Source organism: Comamonas sp. 17RB (assembly GCF_030056555.1).
GTDB classification, from domain to species: domain Bacteria; phylum Pseudomonadota; class Gammaproteobacteria; order Burkholderiales; family Burkholderiaceae_C; genus Comamonas; species Comamonas terrigena.
The window spans coordinates 255,965-274,607 of sequence record NZ_JASHHY010000002.1 but is presented as its reverse complement, the minus strand read 5'-3'; the positions used below and the strand labels follow the sequence as shown (position 1 = coordinate 274,607).

Sequence of the window (18,643 nt, the reverse complement as noted above, 5' to 3'; positions counted from 1 at the left end):
CGAAGCCTGTGTGCACAAAAACAGTGCAATCAAGGGGCTGCCTGCTTTTGGTGCATGCCTGTTTGTGGTGCATGCATGGGTTAGGGGCTAGGTAGGGTGTGTCGCAGTGACGCCATTGAGGTGGAGGTGGGCGCAGGCGGTCGCGCACCTGCCGGGCGCTATGGCGGCGGCGTGCGTGCGGCGCGGCATGAAAGCTGCAAGCGTGGGTCTCCATGGCCCGTCCCCCGCTGACCACCGTTGCTGACAACCCCCCCGCAGCCGCGGCCGAGCAGGCTGTGGGAACGCCTGCCGCACAGCAGGTGGTCAAGGTGCGCCGGGACTACAACACCTGGGTGGCGACCGAGACGCTGGAAGACTACGCGCTGCGCTACACCCCCCAGCGCTTTCGCAAATGGTCCCATGCGCGGGTGGCACACACGGCCTTCGGTGCGGCCTCGTTCCTGATTCTGGAGGCCGTGGGTGCCACGCTGCTGGTGCAGTACGGCTGGGCCAATGCCTTCTGGGCCATTCTGGCCACGGGGCTGATCATCTTTGCGGCCGGCCTGCCCATCAGCATCTACGCCGCACGCTACGGGCTGGACATGGACCTGCTCACGCGCGGTGCGGGGTTTGGCTATATCGGCTCCACCATCACCTCGCTGATCTACGCCAGCTTCACCTTCATCTTTTTTGCGCTGGAGGCGGCGGTCATGGCCTATGCGCTGGACCTGGCACTGGATATCCCGCCGGCCTGGGGCTACCTGGTCTGTGCGCTGCTGGTGATTCCGCTGGTCACCCACGGGGTGTCCATCATCAGCCGGCTGCAGGTGTGGACCCAGCCGCTGTGGCTGGTGATGCTGGTGGTGCCGTTTGTCTATGTGGCCATCAAGCAGCCCCAGGTGTTCAGCGAAGTGCTGCACTACGGCGGCGAGCGCAATGCCGGCGCCGGCTTCAGCCTGCCGCTGTTCGGCGCCGCGCTGACCGTGGGCATTGCGCTGATCACGCAGATGGGCGAACAGGCCGACTACCTGCGCTTCATGCCCCAGCCCGTGCCCGGCCAGCGCGGGCGCTGGTGGGCGGGGGTGCTGCTGGGCGGGCCGGGCTGGGTGGTGCTGGGCGTGGCCAAGATGCTGGGCGGGGCGCTGCTGGCCTACCTGGCGATTTCCCACGCCGTGCCGGCCGAGCATGCGGTGGACCCGAACCAGATGTACCTGGCTGCCTACGAAAACGTGTTTCCCCATTACAGCTGGGCGGTGGCGGCCACGGCGCTGTTTGTGGTGATCTCCCAGCTCAAGATCAATGTGACCAACGCCTATGCCGGTTCGCTGGCATGGAGCAATTTCTTCTCGCGCCTCACGCACAGCCATCCGGGCCGGGTGGTGTGGGTGGTGTTCAACACCTTCATCGCCTTCATGCTGATGGAGATGAACGTCTTCCGCGCCCTGGGCGAGGTGCTGGGCCTGTATTCCAACCTGGCCATCGCCTGGATCATGGCCGTGGTGGCCGATCTGGTGATCAACAAGCCGCTGGGCCTGTCGCCGCCGGGAATCGAATTCAAGCGCGCCCACCTGTACGACATCAACCCGGTGGGGGTGGGCGCCATGGCGCTGGCCTCCTGCCTGTCGATCGCCGCGCACCTGGGGGCGTTTGGTCCGCTGGCGCAGGCCTTCTCGGCCGTGATCGCCATGGTCGTGGCCCTGGTCAGCGCACCGCTGATCGCCTGGGCCACGCGGGGCCGCTACTACATTGCGCGCACCTCGCAATCGGGTTGCGTCAGCTGCGCGCAGTGCAGCGCTAGCGGTGCCGCCACGGCCACCGCCACCCTGCGCTGCACGGTGTGCGACCGCAGCTACGAAGCGCCGGACATGGCGCATTGCCCGGCCTATGGCGGCCATATCTGCTCTTTGTGCTGCACGCTGGATGCACGCTGCGGCGATGTCTGCAAGCCGCAGGCCCACCTGGCCGTGCAGTGGCGCAGCGCCTTGCGCTGGCTGCTGCCCCGGCCGCTGTGGCAGCTGTTGGACAAAGGTCTGGGCCATTTCCTGCTGCTGATGCTGGTGATCGCCCCGGTGCTGGCCGCCGTGCTAGGGTTGCTCTACCACCAGGAGCTGCAGACGCTGGAGCGTGCGGCATCGCCCGCCACGGTGCAGGCGGCGGCGGCTTCGGTCCGTGCCACCTTGCTCAAGGCCTATCTGGGCCTGCTGCTGATCGCCGGCATCGTGGCCTGGTGGCTGGTGCTGGCGCAGAAAAGCCGGCGCGTGGCGCAGGAGGAATCCAACCGCCAGACAGGCCTGCTGGTGCGAGAAATTGCCCTGCACCAGCAGACCGATGCCGAACTGCAGGCCGCCCGCAAGCTGGCCGAAGAAGCACGCGCCATTGCCGAAGCCGCGCGCGAAGCCGCCGACCAGGCCAACCAGGCCAAAAGCCGCTACCTCAGCGCCATCAGCCATGAACTGCGCACACCCCTCAACAGCATCCTGGGCTATGCGCAGCTGATGGGGGCGGACAACAGCGTGCCGCCGCACCGCCAGCACGCGGTGCAGGTGATTCGCCGCGGGGGCGAACACCTGCTGTCGCTGATCGAAGGCACGCTGGACATCGCTCGCATCGAATCCGGCAAGCTGGCGCTGCAGGTCGCGCCCATGCGCTTTGCCGAAGGCATGCAGTCCCTGGCCGATCTGTTTGCGCTGCAGGCCCAGGCCAAGGGCCTGGAATTCCACTACGACGTGCAAGGCAGCCTTCCGGCGGTGGTGCGGGCGGATGAAAAGCGCCTGCGCCAGATCGCCATCAACCTGCTGGGCAATGCCATCAAGTTCACCACCCAGGGCAGCGTCACGCTGCAGGTGCGCTATGCACGCCAGATGGCCACGCTGCGCGTGATCGACACCGGCCCTGGCATGGAGCAGGACGAGCTGGTGCACATCTTCGAGCCCTTTGCGCGCGGCAGCAGTGCAGGGGTGACGGGCGGCGCCGGCCTGGGCCTGACCATGGCCAAGATGCTGACCGAGCTGATGGGCGGCGCGCTGACAGTGGAAAGCCGGGCCGGCGCCGGGGCCTGCTTCCAGGTGAGCTGGTTTCTGCCCTCGGTCGACGACATGGCCGCGGTCGCCGTGGCGCCGTTGCGGGTTCCGGTGGGCTATGCCGGGGAGCGCCGGCGCGTGCTGGTGGTGGACAACGAAGAGGCCGACCGGGGCGTGCTGCTGCAGCTGCTGGCCCCGCTGGGGCTGGACGTGCAGCTGGCCGCCAGCGGCCATGCGGCGCTGGCCCTGGTGGCCGAAGGCTGGGTGCCGCATGCCGTGTTCATGGACCTGGCCATGCCCGGCATCGACGGCTGGGAAACGCTGCGCCGCCTGCGTGCCATGCACGGCAGTGCCATGGCCTGCGCCGTGGTCTCGGCCAATGCCTTCGACCGTGAACTGCCCAACGATGTGGGCATCACCCCCCAGGACTTTCACACCAAGCCCGTGCGCCACAGCGAACTGCTGCTGTGGCTGGGCCGCAGGCTGCAGCTGTCCTGGCACTACGCGGATGAAACACCGCTTGCGCAGGTGGCCGCGGCTCCTGCACCGGAAGCGGTCCGTACGGACGGGGCGCCAGCGGCCATGCCCCTGCCGGCTGCGGAGCTGGGCATGGATAGGGAAATCGGCCTGCACGTGGACCTGTCCGCGCTGCGCCAGGCCGTGGAGCTGGGCTATGTGCGCGGCGTGCGCCAGGCCTTGCAGGCCCTGGAGGCCGCCCACCCCCAGCATGCGGTGCTGTGGGCGCAGTTGCGCGGCATGGCGCAGCAGTTCGACCTGGAAGGCATGGCGCAACTGCTGGGGCAGCCGCCGCTGCAACGGAGGGCCGCAGCATGAGTGCGCAGGATGATGTGGTGCTGATCGTGGACGATGTGCCGGACAACCTGGCCGTGCTGCACGATGCGCTGGACGAAGCCGGCTACACCGTGCTGGTGGCCCTGTCGGGCGAGCAGGCGCTGCAGCGCGCGCTGCAGGCCCAGCCGGACATCGTCCTGCTGGACGCCATGATGCCGGGCATGGACGGTTTCGAGGTGGCCCGCCGGCTGAAGGCGGATGCACGCACCGCACCGATTCCCGTGGTCTTCATGACCGGGCTGACCGAGACCGAGCATGTGGTGGCGGCGCTGGCCGCCGGTGGTGTGGACTATGTCACCAAGCCCCTGAAGCCGGCCGAGGTGCTGGCGCGCATGGGCGTGCACCTGGCCACCGCCCGCCGCGCACGGCAGCAGACACAGCAGGCACTGCAGGCCCGCAGTGCCCTGGATGCCTTTGGCTACGCCAGCATGACGGTGCGCGTGGGCGACGGGCGGGTGCTGTGGCACACCCCGCTGGCGCGCACCCTGCTGCAGCGCTACGGCGGGCTGGGCCTGCCCGTGGTGCCGGCGGCCGTGCAGGAATGGATGGCGCGCCAGCACGCTGCGGTGGTGGCCGGCGGCGCCGGCGAGCCGCCGCGCATGGCACTGACTGCGGTGCAGCCCGCAGCGGAAGGCGGCGCCGACGGCCGCCTGCTGCTGCACCTGCACCCTCCAATGGAAGAAGGCGAGGCGGGGGAGCTGCTGGTGGTCATGCGCGAGGAATCCGGCAGCGCCGCCATCACCCTGCTGCGCGACGCCTTTGCCCTGACCGGCAAGGAAGCCGAGGTGCTGTACTGGGTGGCGCAGGGCAAGATCAACCGCGACATTGCCGACATCCTGGGCAGCAGCCCGGCCACGGTGAAAAAGCACCTGGAACGCATCCACACCAAGCTGGGGGTGGAAACGCGCACCGCGGCCGCGGCATCGGCGCTGGGGCGGCTGCGCCAGGGCGGCTAGGCGGGCGAGGGAGCGGTGGGCGGGCGTGGCGTACGCCATCCGGCGTATATACGCCAGCCGGGCGGATTTTTAGCATGCAGGTCATGGTGATTGCACAGGCCGCTGGCACTGGCAACACCACCCCCTTATCCAAGAGAGGAGTTCCTTCATGCCCCGTCGTTTCACCCTCAAGACCCTGGCCGCTGCCGCAGCAGTCGCCGGCATCGGCTTCACGGCCCTGTCCGCCCAGGCCGCCGACACCATCAAGGTGGGCGTGCTGCACGCGCTGTCGGGCACCATGGCGATTTCGGAAACCGCGCTGAAAGACATGGCCCTGATGACCATCGAGGACATCAACGCCAAGGGCGGCGTGCTGGGCAAGAAGCTGGAGCCCGTGGTGATCGACACCGCCTCCAACTGGCCGCTGGCAGCGGAAAAGGCCAAGCAGCTGGTCAGCCAGGACAAGGTGGCGGTCACGTTCGGCTGCTGGACCTCGGTGTGCCGCAAGTCGGTGCTGCCGGTCTATGAAGAAACCAACTCCCTGCTGTTCTACCCCGTGCAGTACGAAGGCGAGGAACTTTCCAAGAACGTGTTCTACACCGGCGCAGCGCCCAACCAGCAGGCCATTCCCGCAGTGGAATACCTGATGGGGGACGACGGCGGCAACGCCAAGCGCTGGGTGCTGCTGGGTACCGACTATGTCTATCCCCGTACGGCCAACAAGATCCTGCGTGCCTTCCTGAAGGCCAAGGGCGTGGCCGACAAGGACATCATGGAGGCCTACACCCCCTTCGGCCACAGCGACTACCAGACCATCGTGGCGGACATCAAGAAGTTCGCTGCCGGCGGCAAGACGGCGGTGGTCTCCACCATCAACGGCGACTCCAACGTGCCTTTCTACAAGGAACTGGGCAACGCCGGCATCAAGGCCACCGATGTGCCCGTGGTCGCCTTCTCGGTGGGTGAGGAAGAGCTGCGCGGCCTGGACCCCAAGCCCCTGGTGGGCCACCTGGCCTCGTGGAACTACTTCATGAGCGTGAAGAACCCCACCAACGACGCCTGGATCAAGCAGTGGTCGGCCTACGCCAAGGCCAAGAAGCTGCCCGGCCAGTCCACCAAGCCGCTGACCAATGACCCGATGGAAGCCACTTACGTCGGCATCCACATGTGGAAGCAGGCCGTCGAGAAAGCCAAGTCCACCGATGCGGACAAGGTGATCGCCGCCATGGCCGGCCAGACCTTCAAGGCACCCAGCGGCTTCACGCTGACCATGGACCCCAAGAACCACCACCTGCACAAGCCCGTGCTGATCGGTGAAATCAAGGCCGACGGCCAGTTCAACGTGGTGTGGAAGACCAAGGGCCCGATCAAGGCCCAGCCCTGGAGCCCCTACATCGAAGGCAACGACAAGAAGAAGGACGAGCCCGAGAAGAAATAACGCGGCCGCCGCAGGGGTGCGTGCCTGGTGTGCACCCCCGGCGGACATCTGCGGTTTCCTCCACGGCCCGTCCTGTGCGACGGGCCGTTGTCACAACCAGACAGGCAAGAGTTTCTATGTTGTTCAGAATTTTGCGCACGATCCGGCCGGTGCTGGCAGCCGCTGTGGCCTGCGGCGCGCTGTGGCAGGCACCGGCCCAGGCCCTGACGGCCGAGCAGGCGCTGGCCATGGCAGACGGCGACAACGCCGCGCGCGTGGCCGCCATGGCCGATGCCGTGGCCCATGGCGACGGCCAGCGCACGGCGGATTTCCTGCAGGCCATGCAGGACGGTGAGGTCCAGATTGCCGCAGGGCGTGCATTCATCGTGCGTGCCGGGCGGGGCGTGGACCCTGTCACCGGCCAGCCCGTGGCCGTGCCCGAAGGGGCCGAAGACGTGGGCACCAACAACCGCATCCGCCGCGAGATCGGCAGTGCACTGGCCTCCCTGAATCTGTTGGTGGGCGACGAGGCCACGCGCCTGGAAGCGGCGCGTGCCATGCTCAAGGGCGCCACCCCCGACCGCCTGCCGCTGCTGGACAAGGCCATGGCCCAGGAGCGCAGCGCGGCCGTCAAGGCCGAACTGGAACTGGCCCGCTCGGCCGCCCAGCTGGGCAGCGAAGACCCCGCCCAGCGCATCAAGGCTGCGGCCCAGCTGGCGCAGCGTGCCACCCCGGCCACGCGCCTGCTGCTGAACGAGCGGCAGGCCCAGGAAACCGATGAGAAGGTGCAGCTTGCGCTGCAGCGCGCGCAGGCCGAAGTGGCCGACAAGCTGGCCTGGGGCGAACGCCTGGGCGTGGCCTTCACCGGCGTGAGCCTGGGCACCATCCTGCTGCTGGTGGCCCTGGGCCTGGCCATCACCTACGGCCTGATGGGCGTGATCAACATGGCCCATGGCGAGCTGATGATGATCGGCGCCTACGCCACCTATGTGGTGCAAGGCGTGTTCCGCAGCTACCTGCCCGAATTCTTTGACTGGTATCTGCTGGCCGCCGTGCCGGCGGCCTTTCTGGCATCGGCCCTGGTGGGCGCCATCATGGAACGCGGCGTGCTGCGTTTTCTGTACGGCCGCCCGCTGGAGACCTTGCTGGCCACCTGGGGCATCTCGCTGGTGCTGATGCAGTTGGTGCGTTCCACCTTTGGCGCGCAGAACGTGGCCGTGGAAAACCCGGTGTGGATGAGCGGCGGCCTGCAGGTGCTGCCCAATCTCACCCTGCCGTGGAACCGCCTGGTCATCATCGTGTTCGCGTTTGCGGTGCTGGCCGGCGTGGCCTATCTGATCGCCCGAACCCGCATGGGCCTGTTCGTGCGCGGCGTCACGCAGAACCGTCCGATTGCCTCGTGCATGGGGGTGAACACCGCACGGGTGGACACCATGGCGTTTGCACTGGGCAGCGGCATCGCAGGGCTGGCCGGCTGCGCCCTCAGCCAGGTGGGCAATGTGGGGCCGGACCTGGGGCAGAGCTACATCGTGGATTCGTTCATGGTGGTGGTGCTCGGCGGGGTGGGCCAGCTGGCCGGCACCGTCTACGCCGCACTGGGCCTGGGCCTGCTGAACAAGTTCCTGGAAGGCTGGACCGGTGCGGTGCTGGCCAAGATTGCGGTGCTGGTGTTCATCATCGCCTTCATCCAGAAGCGTCCGCAGGGCATCTTCGCCATGAAAGGCCGCAGCGCGGAATGACCATGCAGCCATCCCCTGTGCTCGTGTGCCGCTTCCCCTTGCCAGGGGCCACCGCCCCGCTGCAGTGCGGCGCCTGCGCGCTGTCTGCGCCGAACGCGGGCTGCCTCCCATGCTCCGCCAAGGACCACTGATATGACGACATCTTCCTTGAAAACGAATGTGCTGCTGCCGGCCTCGTCCCTGCCGGGGCGCAGACCGTTGCTGAGCAAGGCCGGCTGGTCGGCCTTCATGCTGGCGCTGATCGCCGTGTGTGCGCTGGCGCCGGTGCTCAACCTGTGGGTACCCGAAGGCAGCGCCCTGCACCTGTCGGATTACGCCGTGCGCCTGTTGGGCAAGATCATGTGCTACGCGATCTGCGCCCTGGCCATGGACCTGATCTGGGGCTATACCGGCATCCTGAGCCTGGGTCACGGCCTGTTCTTCGCGCTGGGCGGCTATGTGATGGGCATGTACCTGATGCGCCAGATCGGCACCGATGGCAGCTACCAGAGCAGCCTGCCCGACTTCATGGTGTTCCTGGACTGGAAGGAATTCCCCTGGCACTGGGCGCTGTCGGACAGCTTTGTGGCCACGGTGATCCTGGTGCTGGCCGTGCCCGGCGTGCTGGCCTTTGTGTTCGGCTGGTTCGCCTTCCGCTCGCGCATCAAGGGTGTGTATTTCTCCATCATCACGCAGGCCATGACCTATGCGGCCATGCTGCTGTTCTTCCGCAACGAAACCGGTTTTGGCGGCAACAACGGCTTCACCGACTTCAAGCGCATCCTGGGCATACCGCTGGCCACGCAGGAAATGCGCATGGCACTGTTCGTCATCACCGGCTGCACCTTGCTGGGCTTCTTCCTGCTGGCACGCTGGCTGGTGGGCAGCAAGTTCGGCCGGGTGCTGCAGGCCATCCGCGATGCGGAGACGCGGGTGATGTTCTCGGGCTACTCGCCGCTGCAGTACAAGCTCACCATCTGGGTCATCAGCGCCATGATGTGCGGCGTCGCCGGTGCCTTGTATGTGCCGCAGGTGGGCATCATCAACCCCGGCGAAATGTCGGCCGCCAGCTCCATCGAGATCGCCATCTGGGCGGCCGTGGGCGGGCGCGGCACTCTGGTCGGCCCCATTGCCGGCGCGTTCGTGGTCAACGGTGCCAAAAGCTGGCTCACGGTGGTGGCGCCGGAATTCTGGCTGTACTTTCTGGGCGGCCTGTTCATTGTGGTGACGCTGTTCCTGCCCGATGGCATTGCCGGACTGGTGCGCAAGCTGCGCCGCCGCAAGCCGGTGGACAGCAGCAAGAGCAGCCAAGAGGAGGGCCGCGCATGACGCCCGATCTGATGGAAGAAGGCACACGCCGCATGCAGGCGGTGGCGGTCAAGGCGGCGCAGGACACGGAGTCCGGCGGGCGCAAGGCGGGCTACTCGCGCATCGCCACACCGGGCGAGGTGGACACCACGCACGGTCGCATCCTGTACCTGGAAGACGTGCATGTCAGCTTTGACGGCTTCAAGGCCATCAACGGCCTGAACCTGGACATCGCCCCGGGCGAGCTGCGCTGCATCATCGGCCCCAATGGCGCGGGCAAGACCACGATGATGGACATCATCACCGGCAAGACCCGGCCCGACAGCGGCACCGTGTTCTTCGGCTCCACCATCGACCTGCTGCGCCACAACGAGCCCCAGATCGCCCAGCTGGGCATCGGCCGCAAGTTCCAGAAACCCACGGTCTTCGAGCAGCTGACGGTGTTCGAGAACCTGGAGCTGGCGCTCAAGACCCACAAGGGCGTCAAGCACAGCATGTTCTTCCGGCTCGACAGCGCGCAGAGCGACCGCCTGGCCGAGGTGCTGCACACCATCCACCTGGCGGGCAGCGTGCACCGCATGGCCGGCGAGCTCAGCCACGGGCAGAAGCAGTGGCTGGAGATCGGCATGCTGCTGATGCAGGACCCCAAGCTGCTGCTGCTCGATGAACCGGTGGCAGGCATGACGGACGACGAAACCGCGCGCACGGCCGAGCTGTTTCTGCGCCTCAAGGGCCAGCATTCGCTGATGGTGGTGGAACACGACATGTCGTTCATCGCCACCATCAGCGAAAAAGTGACCGTGCTGTGCGACGGCAGCGTGCTGGCCGAAGGCACGCTGGCCCAGGTGCAGGCCGATGAGCGCGTGATCGAGGTCTACCTGGGTCGTTGAGACGCTGCTTTGAATATGGAGAGCGTGCAGACGCTCTGGAAATGGATGGAACCCGATGCTTGAAGTTCGCAACCTGCACCAGTACTACGGCGGCTCTCACATCCTGCGCGATGTGAGCGTGCAGGCCGTGCCCGGCAGCATCACCGTGCTGCTGGGGCGCAACGGCGTGGGTAAGACCACGCTGCTCAAGAGCCTGATGGGCCTGGTGCCGATCAAGAGCGGCACCATCAGCTGGAACGGCAAGCCTATCCAGGGCCTGACGCCGTACGAGCGCGCGCGCAGCGGCATCGGCTTCGTGCCCCAGGGGCGCGAGATCTTTGGCCGCCTGAGCGTGGAAGACAACCTGCGCATGGGCCTGGCTTACAAGAGCGGCCGCACGCCGATTCCGCAGGATCTGTATGCGCTGTTCCCGGTGCTCCAGCAGATGCTGCACCGCCGCGGCGGCGACCTGTCCGGCGGCCAGCAGCAGCAGCTGGCCATTGCCCGCGCGCTGGCGCCTGCGCCGGGGCTGCTGATTCTGGACGAGCCTACCGAAGGCATACAGCCCAGCATCATCAAGGACATCGGCCGTGTGATCCGCATGCTGGCCAAGGAGCGTGGCATGGCTGTGCTGCTGTGCGAGCAGTACTACGACTTTGCCGAGGAACTGGCCGACCACTATCTGGTGATGGAGCGCGGCGAGGTGATCGCCAGCGGGCCGGGCAGCGAGATGCAGGAAAAAGGCATCCAGAAGCTGGTGGCGATCTGAACGTCGATGCCGAGGCCCAGGGGCCAGGCGTCTGCGGCAGCATGAAAAAAACGACCTCCTAGGAGGTCGTTTTTGTCGGTCCGGGGTACGGAGGACGGTCAGTCCGCCGTGGCGCCCGAGGCCTTGACGGCGGCGCCCCACTTCTTGATGTCGGCGCTGATCAGCTTGGCGAATTCGCCGGTGGACATGCCAAACGCGTCGGCGCCCAGTTCGGAGATCTTCTGCTTGACGTGGTCCTGCGCCAGGATGTCCTGCACGTACTTGTTCATGCGCTCGGCCAGGTCCTTGGGCAGGCCCTTGGAGCCGATCATGCCGTACCAGGGTTCCACCTCGAAGTTGGTGAAGCCCAGCTCATGCAGGCTCTTGACGCCGGGGAACTTGGGCGAGGCGTGCTTGCTGGTGATGGCCAGGGCCTTGAGCTTGCCGCTGTCGATCTGGGGCTTGAGCGGCACCGGGTTGTCGATGGCGTACTGCACCTCGTTGGCCATCACGGCCACCACCAGCGGGGCCGAGCCCTTGTAGGGCACATGGGGCACCTTGATCTTGGCCTCGGTGTTGAACATCTCGGCAATCATGTGCTGGGGCGAACCGGCACCGGCCGAGCCGAAGTTGATCTTGCCGGCCTTGGCATGGGCGATCAGTTCCGGCACGCTGTGGATACCCGACTTGGGGCTGGTCACCAGCAGGAACGGGGCCTTGGCGATGGTGGTGATGGGCGTCAGGTCCTTTTCGGGGTGGTAGGGCACGCTCTTGTACAGCGAGGGCGAGATCACCACCGGGCTGCTGGAGCCGACCAGGAAGGTGCCGCCATCGGGCTTGGCACGGCTGACATAGGCAGTGGCGATGTTGCCGTTGGCGCCGGCCTTGCTTTCCACGATCACATTGGCGGTGATGCGCTTTTCCAGTTCCATGGCAATGATGCGCGCCAGCATGTCGCTGGTGCCACCGGGGGCATAGGGTTGCACCAGGGTGATGGTCTTGACGGGCCAGGCGTCCTTGGCATGGGCCAGGGGGGCCATGGCGGCAGTCAGACTCAGGGCGACCGTGGTGGCCAGGATGGTTCGGCGGAACATGTCCACTCCTTCTCACTCTGCCCGCAGAGGCGGGCGTTTTTTGGAAGCGCGGTGGTACCGCACAGGCCGCGTGGCAGGCTGGCATCGGAGCTGACGTTGCGCCAGCCGGGAGTCAGTCGCCACAGCGGACAGGGGCAGCAGGCACCGCTCTGTCGGGGATCCCCAGAATGGGGCGGGCGCCGTAACGCCAGTTTCATTTGGTTGTTATATGGTTATCCCTTAATTGTTAACCCTTGAGTTACCACTTTTCTGACAAAAATATGAAAGCGCTTGAAAAAAGGTGCTGCTGCGGAGTGAGCACTTCGATGGGCTTTGCTGGGCGCTGGCGGAATGTGGGTGCCAACGTCTGGCAGGGCGCAGCCGGGCTGGGCGCACTGCGCACCGCCGTGGGGAGCGCGCAGGCAGGCCCCAGCGCATCGGTCCGTGGCAGAGGGGCCGCCGCGGTGGCGGCCAGACTGCAGCCGGTGTTGGATTCCGGTTTCAATGCCCCAGTCTTGCCTTGCATCAATTTCTATTCAGATGGAAATTCCATAGAATTTACAAATCGAAACTTTTGCGGATCAGCGCGCGTCCACCCGCCTTGGCGGCGGTGGGGCCGGGTGAGGAAGTGTGATGGAGTATTTCAGGGCACCCGCGTTCTGCCACCGTACCAGGGTGATGACGGACCCGGGCGGGATTGTGTGCCTGTGTGGCAAATCGCTGGACCTGCAACGTGCCTGGCAGCAGGGCATGCCGGGCGCAGATTCGCAATGCGTGCATTGCCGCCGCTGCTATGACAGCCGCGCGCAGCTGATCTCTGCCCGCCGCCAGCCCGGCCGGCAGCTCCTGCCCCAGGCTCCGCAGCAGCTGCACGGGGCGGTGGCTGCCGGTGTGCGTTCGCGCCAGCTGTGGCGTGAGAGTGCGCTGCCCGCCTGGGGCGCTGCTGCACCGGTGTGCAGCCCTTCCGATACCGATTCCTCTTCTGCAGATCCCATGCAGCGCGCTTCCTGAAAGCCCTCTTTCCTTCCTTCCTCCCGCTGCTTCGCCTGCTTCTTTTCCCTGACTCCATCCGGCGGGCTTTGCCGCGCCACTCTCTTCGCCATGCGCCAGAACCTGCCTGTCACCCTCCACGAGTTCCAGTTTCCCGATGATGAGCTGCTGATGTCCACCACGGACAGCCAGGGCAACATCACCCACTGCAATGCCGCCTTCGTGCGTGTCAGCGGCTTCAGCATGGAAGAGCTGATGGGCCAGCCCCACAGCCTGGTGCGCCACCCCGACATGCCGGCCGAAGCCTTCCGCGATATGTGGGCCACCATCGGTCACGGCCGCAGCTGGAAGGGCATCGTCAAGAACCGCCGCAAGGATGGCGGCTTCTACTGGGTCCACGCCCACGTCACGCCCATCATGCAAGGCGGCAAGCCCGTGGGCTATATGTCGGTGCGGGCCAAGCCCACGCGCGAACAGGTGCAGGCAGCCGAGCAGCTCTATGCCCGCCTGGCGCAGGAGCGGGCCAAGGGCCAGCCCGGCATGGTGCTGCATGCCGGCCATGCGCGCCTGCTGGGGCTGCGCAATCTGTTCGGAAAAATGCAGCGCGCCAACTTCACGCTGCGCATCGCCGCCGTGGTTCTGCCGCTGCTGCTGATGGGCTGCCTGCCCGCCGTGCTGGGCTGGACCGCCCCGTGGCAGGTGGCGCTGCAGGCCGCCGCCATGGTGCTGTGGAGTGCGCTGGGCCTGGGCTGGCTGCACCGCACCCTGACGCAGCCTTTTGCGCTGACCCACCGCTTTGCCAAGCAGCTGGCCAGTTGCGAGCTGGACCGCCAGCTGCCGCTGGTACCGGGCCGCCATCCGATGGCGCTGCTGATGGAGCATCTGCACCAGGTGCATTTCAATCTGCGGGCCATCGTGGGCGATGCGCGCCACGAAATCGACAGCTTCAGCCACCTCTCGCGCGATCTGTCCGGCAGCGCCCGCAGCCTGTCCGAGCGCACCGAGCTGCAGGCCGAACGCCTGCAGCAGACGGCTGCCGCCATGACGCAGCTGGCCGGCAGCGTGGAGCAATCCCAGCAGACCACCGAAGAAGTCCTGCAGCAAAGCGGTAAGAGCGCCCAGCTGGCGGAGCGTGGCGGCCAGGCCATGCAGAAGGTGGAGGACATGGTGCACCAGCTGCGCGATTCGTCGCAGCAGATGGGGCAGATCATCACCACCATCGAAAGCATTGCCTTCCAGACCAATATCCTGGCGCTGAATGCGGCGGTCGAAGCTGCGCGCGCCGGCGAACAGGGGCGCGGCTTTGCCGTGGTGGCCGGTGAGGTGCGCACGCTGGCGCAGCGCAGCGCCGAAGCGGCCAAGGAAATCAAGCGGCTGATTTCCGGCTCCAATGACCGCATCCACCAGGGGGCGGAGCGCATGCAGGAAGCCAGTGCCACCATCTCCCAGGCGGTGCAGTCGGTGGCCCAGGTCAGCCAGCTGGTGCAGGAAATTGTGGAAACCTCGCGCGAACAGGCCCTGGGCATTGCGCAGGTGGACCGTGCGATTGGCGAACTGGATGCGGTCACACAGGAGAACGCCCGCATGTCCGAGGTGTCGGCCCATTCCGCTGGCCACATGAGCAGCAACGCCGGCGTGCTGCACCGCACACTGGAAGTGTTCCGCATGCGCTGATGACCGGTGCGCGGCGTGGGCGCCATGCCGCCTTCCGGCTGTGGCAGCGCTGGGCACCGCCCAGGGCTGCTAGCGTGTCGCGTTCTACATGGACCAGATGCGGGGCAGCGGGGCGTCCCGCTCCCACAGCAGCCGGCGCCACAGCGCCCAGACCTGCTGCCACAGCTGCATCAGCGGCTCCACCAGCGGGGCCAGGCCGCGCAGCACCAGCACATGGTCGTTGGGGCTGGTGACCCCGCACCACGGGCCCTGGGGGTGGCTGGCCAGCAAGGCGTGTGTGGCTTCCTGCACCTGCTCCCTGCGGGCACGGGACAGGGGGCTGCCGCAGGCAAACACCAGACTGCCCAGGCAGCGCTGGCCGGCAAGGCCCAGCGGGCCATCCAGCAGCAAGCCATCGTCGGCGCGGATCAGCCCGCGTTCCAGCCAGCGGCCGGGCCATTCCATGTGCTGCAGGAATTCCCCGCGCAGCCAGGGCGCCTCGGCGTGGGGCAGACCCAGGGCCGTGATGTCCCAGGCCAGCAGTTCGGCGCCGGGGGCCAGGTCCAGTTCCAGCTGGTTGCGGGCCAGGCAGCCGTTGTAGGCAATGGCTTCCAGCGGCAGCCATTCCAGGCGGGCTCCGGCATCCAGCCGCAGGCGCGTGCGTTGCAGTGCCGGTTCGCCTTCGCTGCGGTAAAAGCGCGTGGCGCCTGGGGTGGTGACCAGGGCGTGGGCACCGGCTCCGGCGTGCACCTGGATGTCCAGGGTGTCCCCGCCCACCAGCCCGCCAGGCGGATGGACCAGCACATGGTGGCAGATGGCAGGGCCTTCGGGGTAGAGGCTGCGCAGCACGCGCAGCGGGCCGTCGTGGGTGAAATGCGCGGCCGTGCGGCCGGCGCGGTGGTGGTAGTCGAGGGAGAGGTGGGCGTGCCAGGGCATGGTCAAGCTGCAAGCAGACACTGTGCCAACTTGGTGCGTATGCCCGTCAGCGCTGCACCATGGCGGCTGGACTGCTCACCGAAGCAGAGCAGGGCCAGCCGGAGTGGATATCAGGAGGAGGGCGGGAACCAGCTGTCCTCGTACACCGCCAGGGCTTCGTTGACCAGGGCCGGGCCGATGCAGGTGATGGCATAGGTGGCGTTGTCGAACACGGTGTGGCAGTCCAGTGTGCTGCCGCGCAGGTCGGGCCGGATCTGCAGCAGCCGCGTATCGTCCAGGCCAAACACCACGCGGCCGATACCGGCGTTGCAGATGGCGCCGGCGCACATGGCACAGGGCTGAGCCGACGCATAGAGCGTGGCACCCGCCAGCAACTCGGGCGCCACACGGGGGTTGCCCAGCTGGCGCACGGCATTCATTTCCGCATGGCCGGTGCAGTCGCCCGTCTCGCGGGTGTTGCTGAAGGCCTCGGCCAGGATGCGCCCATCGGCGGCCACCACCACGGCACCGAAGGGGCGGTTGCCGCGGGTGCGGGCCGCATTCGCCCAGACAAAGGCCTGCCGCAGGTATTTGGCATCGGTCGCGGACAGAGGCTGTCCTTCGGGGGGGCGGTCATCCATCATGGGTGCTGCGAGCATGCGCGCCTCCTGGGCGAGTGCGGGTAACAAGGCCGCCTGGGCACAGGCGGGGTTACCAGAGCTATTGCATGTCGCATGCCAGAAACGACTTCTTACATACGCGCCAGGAAGGGCGGTGGGACAGGAGGTGGGCGGCGGCCGTGCGATGGCAGCGGATGAACGCCGTCGGCACAGCGCAGGTGGGCTGCGCCTGCTATGCAAATCAAAGCGTTAGCTACGCCTGCGCGCGCGGCCGGCGCACCGGCTGCAGGCAGGCCTCATGCCGCTGCAGGCGCATCGACATCGGTGGTGACAAACACTTTCTTCACGCGGTCGTCCACTTCCCAGTGGCCGCTGAAGCCGTCGGGCAGGACGAAGCTGTCACCCGCCTGGAAATGGTGCACGCTGCCATCCGGGTCCACCAGGCGGCAGCTGCCTTCGACGATGTGGCAGAACTCGATATAGCCCTGGATGTTCGAGCGGAAGGCCCCGGCCGTGGCTTCCCAGACGCCGGCATTGGCTTTGCCGCGGTTGCCGCTGAACACGTCCAGCGTCTTGTAGGTGGTGTCGCCGCGCAACGGGCGGCTGGGCTGGCCGCTGCGGGCCTGGGACAGGTCGCTGGGGTCGATGCGCACCAGTTTGACGGGAGTGGTGGGGGCGGCGGGGGCGGTGGAAAGGGGGGCAGAGGCAGTCACGGCAGGCATCCAGAGCGGGGCAAGCTGCGCATGGTACAGAGTGCCGGGCACGCCCAAGCCCGCCTGCCATGTGGGGGCATGCGGCTTTGACCCTGCCCATGCAAAAAGGCCTGCCACCAGGGCAGGCCTTTGCACGTGGCACGCAGGCAGCTCAGTGGTTGTTGGCGCCGCGGTGGGCCCAGGCGGTGGTGCGCTTTTCCACCAGGCTGAACAGCTCGTACATCACCATGGCCATGGCCCCCACCACCAGCAGGCCGGCAAATGCCAGGCCCATCTGCATGGACGAGCCGGCCGAGATCAGCAGGTAGCCGATGCCTTCGTTGGCCGCTGTCATCTCCGACACCGTGGTGCCCACAAAGGCCAGCGTGATGGCGACCTTGAGCGAGCCGTAGAAGTAGGGCAGCGAGCGCGGCAGACCCACCTTCATCAGCACATCCCAGCGCTTGGCGCCCAGCACGCGCAGCACGTCTTCCAGCTCGGGCTCCAGCGTGGCCAGGCCGGTGGCGATGTTGACCATGATGGGGAAGAAGCTGATCAGGAACGCAGTCAGGATGGCTGGGCCAATGCCGATGCCGAACCACACCACCAGAATCGGCACGAAAGCCGCCTTGGGCAGGGCGTTGAAGGCGGTCATCAGCGGGTAGACGGCGGCGTAGGCCAGGCGCGAGCTGCCGATCAGAAAGCCCAGCAGCACGCCAACCACGATGGCAATGCCAAAGCCGGCCATCGTCACCCAGAAGGTGCGCCAGGCATGGCCGGCGATCACGGCGTGGAATTCCAGGAATTGCTGCAGGATCAGCCAGGGGCTGGGGAAGATGAATTCCGACACCTGGAAGGCCGAGCAGACCACCTGCCACAGCACGATCACGGCGAGCAGCAGCAGCCAGGGGGACCAGCGTTCCAGCAGTTTGTTGTTCAGTTTGTTCATGGCAAATGTCCTGGGCGCTTATTGGTTGATCACGGCACCGTCTTTGCGCAGCGCGCCGATGTGGCCGCGCAGCTCCAGCACGATGTCGGTGAATTCCTTGGTGTAGGTCAGCTCCAGGTCGCGCGGGCGGGGAAAGTCGATCTCGCGGCGCACCACAAAGCGGCCGGGGCTCTTGCTCATCACGTACACGGTGTCGGCCAGGAAGACCGATTCGCGCAGGTCGTGCGTCACCAGAATCACGTTGAACTGCTGCTCGGCATGCAGGTCGCGCAGAATGCACCACAGCTCTTCGCGGGTGAAGGCATCCAGCGCACCGAAAGGCTCGTCCAGCAGCAGCATCTTGGGTTCGTGGATCAGCGCACGGCAGATGCTGGCGCGCTGCTGCATGCCGCCCGACAGCTGCCAGGGGAACTTGTCTTCATAGCCGCCCAGACCCACTTTCTTCAGCAGGTTGCGGGCGCGTTCTTCGTATTCCTTGCGCTTGGCCTTGAACTGGCTGCGGTGGGGCTCCACGATCTCCAGCGGCAGCAGCACGTTGTCCACCGTGGTGCGCCAGGGCAGCAGCGAGGGCGACTGGAAGGCCATGCCCGAGATCTTCAGCGGGCCGGTGACGGGCTGGCTGTCGATCAGGATCTTGCCCATGCTGGGCATGCGCAGGCCGGTGGCCAGCTTCATGAACGTCGATTTGCCGCAGCCCGAGGGGCCGACGATGGCGATGAACTCGCCACGGCGCACTTGCAGGTCAATGGCCTCCACCGCGAAATGGTTCTGGGCCAGCAACTCGTCGTTGTAGGCCAGCCAGACGTCACGGAAATCAACAAAGGCGGGGTCTTGGGAGGAAGCCGTCATAGGGATCATTTCAAAGGTCGGTGCCGGGCGGCGCACGCATGGCCGCCCGGCGTCCG

Annotated in this window: 15 protein-coding genes; 9 read left to right on the top strand and 6 right to left on the bottom strand. The window is 66.6% G+C overall.

Annotated features, from left to right (window positions below):
* Positions 1–212 precede the first annotated feature (212 nt).
* The 7 genes from QM470_RS04475 (at position 213) to urtE (ending at position 10,867) form a co-directional block, all read left to right on the top strand.
* Positions 213–3,833: a hybrid sensor histidine kinase/response regulator gene (locus QM470_RS04475; protein WP_283338350.1), complete on the top strand. Its 3,621-nt coding sequence runs from the start codon at positions 213–215 to the stop codon at positions 3,831–3,833.
* The gene (locus QM470_RS04470; protein WP_283338349.1) at positions 3,830–4,807 is read left to right on the top strand and encodes a response regulator transcription factor; all 978 of its coding nucleotides are present in this window, start codon (positions 3,830–3,832) and stop codon (positions 4,805–4,807) included. The genes QM470_RS04475 and QM470_RS04470 overlap by 4 nt, the downstream gene beginning before the upstream one ends.
* Positions 4,808–4,955: 148 nt before the next feature.
* Positions 4,956–6,224 (top strand): urea ABC transporter substrate-binding protein, encoded by a 1,269-nt coding sequence (gene urtA, locus QM470_RS04465; protein WP_280012256.1) that lies wholly within the window; start codon positions 4,956–4,958, stop codon positions 6,222–6,224.
* Between the two features lie 116 nt (positions 6,225–6,340).
* Positions 6,341–7,942, top strand: a complete 1,602-nt coding sequence (gene urtB, locus QM470_RS04460; RefSeq protein ID WP_502846802.1) for an urea ABC transporter permease subunit UrtB — start codon at positions 6,341–6,343, stop codon at positions 7,940–7,942.
* A gap of 132 nt (positions 7,943–8,074) precedes the next feature.
* The gene (urtC, locus tag QM470_RS04455; RefSeq protein WP_283338348.1) at positions 8,075–9,250 is read left to right on the top strand and encodes an urea ABC transporter permease subunit UrtC; all 1,176 of its coding nucleotides are present in this window, start codon (positions 8,075–8,077) and stop codon (positions 9,248–9,250) included.
* A complete protein-coding gene (gene urtD, locus QM470_RS04450) occupies positions 9,247–10,119 on the top strand; it encodes an urea ABC transporter ATP-binding protein UrtD (protein ID WP_280012260.1) in 873 nt (290 codons plus the stop codon). The genes urtC and urtD overlap by 4 nt, the downstream gene beginning before the upstream one ends.
* Before the next feature lie 55 nt (positions 10,120–10,174).
* Positions 10,175–10,867 (top strand): urea ABC transporter ATP-binding subunit UrtE, encoded by a 693-nt coding sequence (urtE, locus tag QM470_RS04445; RefSeq protein WP_066536735.1) that lies wholly within the window; start codon positions 10,175–10,177, stop codon positions 10,865–10,867.
* 98 nt (positions 10,868–10,965) lie between these two features.
* Here urtE and QM470_RS04440 read toward each other — a convergent pair whose 3' ends face one another.
* Positions 10,966–11,940 (bottom strand): Bug family tripartite tricarboxylate transporter substrate binding protein, encoded by a 975-nt coding sequence (locus QM470_RS04440; RefSeq protein ID WP_283338347.1) that lies wholly within the window; start codon positions 11,938–11,940, stop codon positions 10,966–10,968.
* A 612-nt stretch (positions 11,941–12,552) separates the two neighbouring features.
* On the opposite strand from QM470_RS04440, the gene QM470_RS04435 reads away from it, so the two are divergent.
* Positions 12,553–12,930 (top strand): hypothetical protein, encoded by a 378-nt coding sequence (locus QM470_RS04435; RefSeq protein ID WP_283338346.1) that lies wholly within the window; start codon positions 12,553–12,555, stop codon positions 12,928–12,930.
* A 90-nt stretch (positions 12,931–13,020) separates the two neighbouring features.
* Positions 13,021–14,583 (top strand): methyl-accepting chemotaxis protein, encoded by a 1,563-nt coding sequence (locus QM470_RS04430; protein WP_283338345.1) that lies wholly within the window; start codon positions 13,021–13,023, stop codon positions 14,581–14,583.
* An 84-nt stretch (positions 14,584–14,667) separates the two neighbouring features.
* Here QM470_RS04430 and QM470_RS04425 read toward each other — a convergent pair whose 3' ends face one another.
* From QM470_RS04425 to QM470_RS04405, 5 genes are all read right to left on the bottom strand, one after another.
* Positions 14,668–15,498 carry an urease accessory protein UreD gene (locus QM470_RS04425; protein WP_283338344.1) on the bottom strand — a complete coding sequence of 277 codons (831 nt, stop codon included), beginning with the start codon at positions 15,496–15,498 and terminating at the stop codon, positions 14,668–14,670.
* Between the two features lie 110 nt (positions 15,499–15,608).
* The gene (locus QM470_RS04420) at positions 15,609–16,136 is read right to left on the bottom strand and encodes a nucleoside deaminase (RefSeq protein ID WP_225608723.1); all 528 of its coding nucleotides are present in this window, start codon (positions 16,134–16,136) and stop codon (positions 15,609–15,611) included.
* Positions 16,137–16,393: 257 nt separating this feature from the next.
* Entirely contained in the window at positions 16,394–16,810 is a 417-nt protein-coding gene (locus QM470_RS04415; RefSeq protein ID WP_283338343.1) for a cupin domain-containing protein, read from the bottom strand.
* Between the two features lie 151 nt (positions 16,811–16,961).
* Positions 16,962–17,738 carry an ABC transporter permease gene (locus QM470_RS04410; protein WP_172591775.1) on the bottom strand — a complete coding sequence of 259 codons (777 nt, stop codon included), beginning with the start codon at positions 17,736–17,738 and terminating at the stop codon, positions 16,962–16,964.
* 18 nt (positions 17,739–17,756) lie between these two features.
* On the bottom strand, positions 17,757–18,587 hold the full coding sequence (locus tag QM470_RS04405) for an ABC transporter ATP-binding protein (RefSeq protein WP_066536706.1): 831 nt from the start codon (positions 18,585–18,587) through the stop codon (positions 17,757–17,759).
* Between the last annotated feature and the right edge of the window lie 56 nt (positions 18,588–18,643).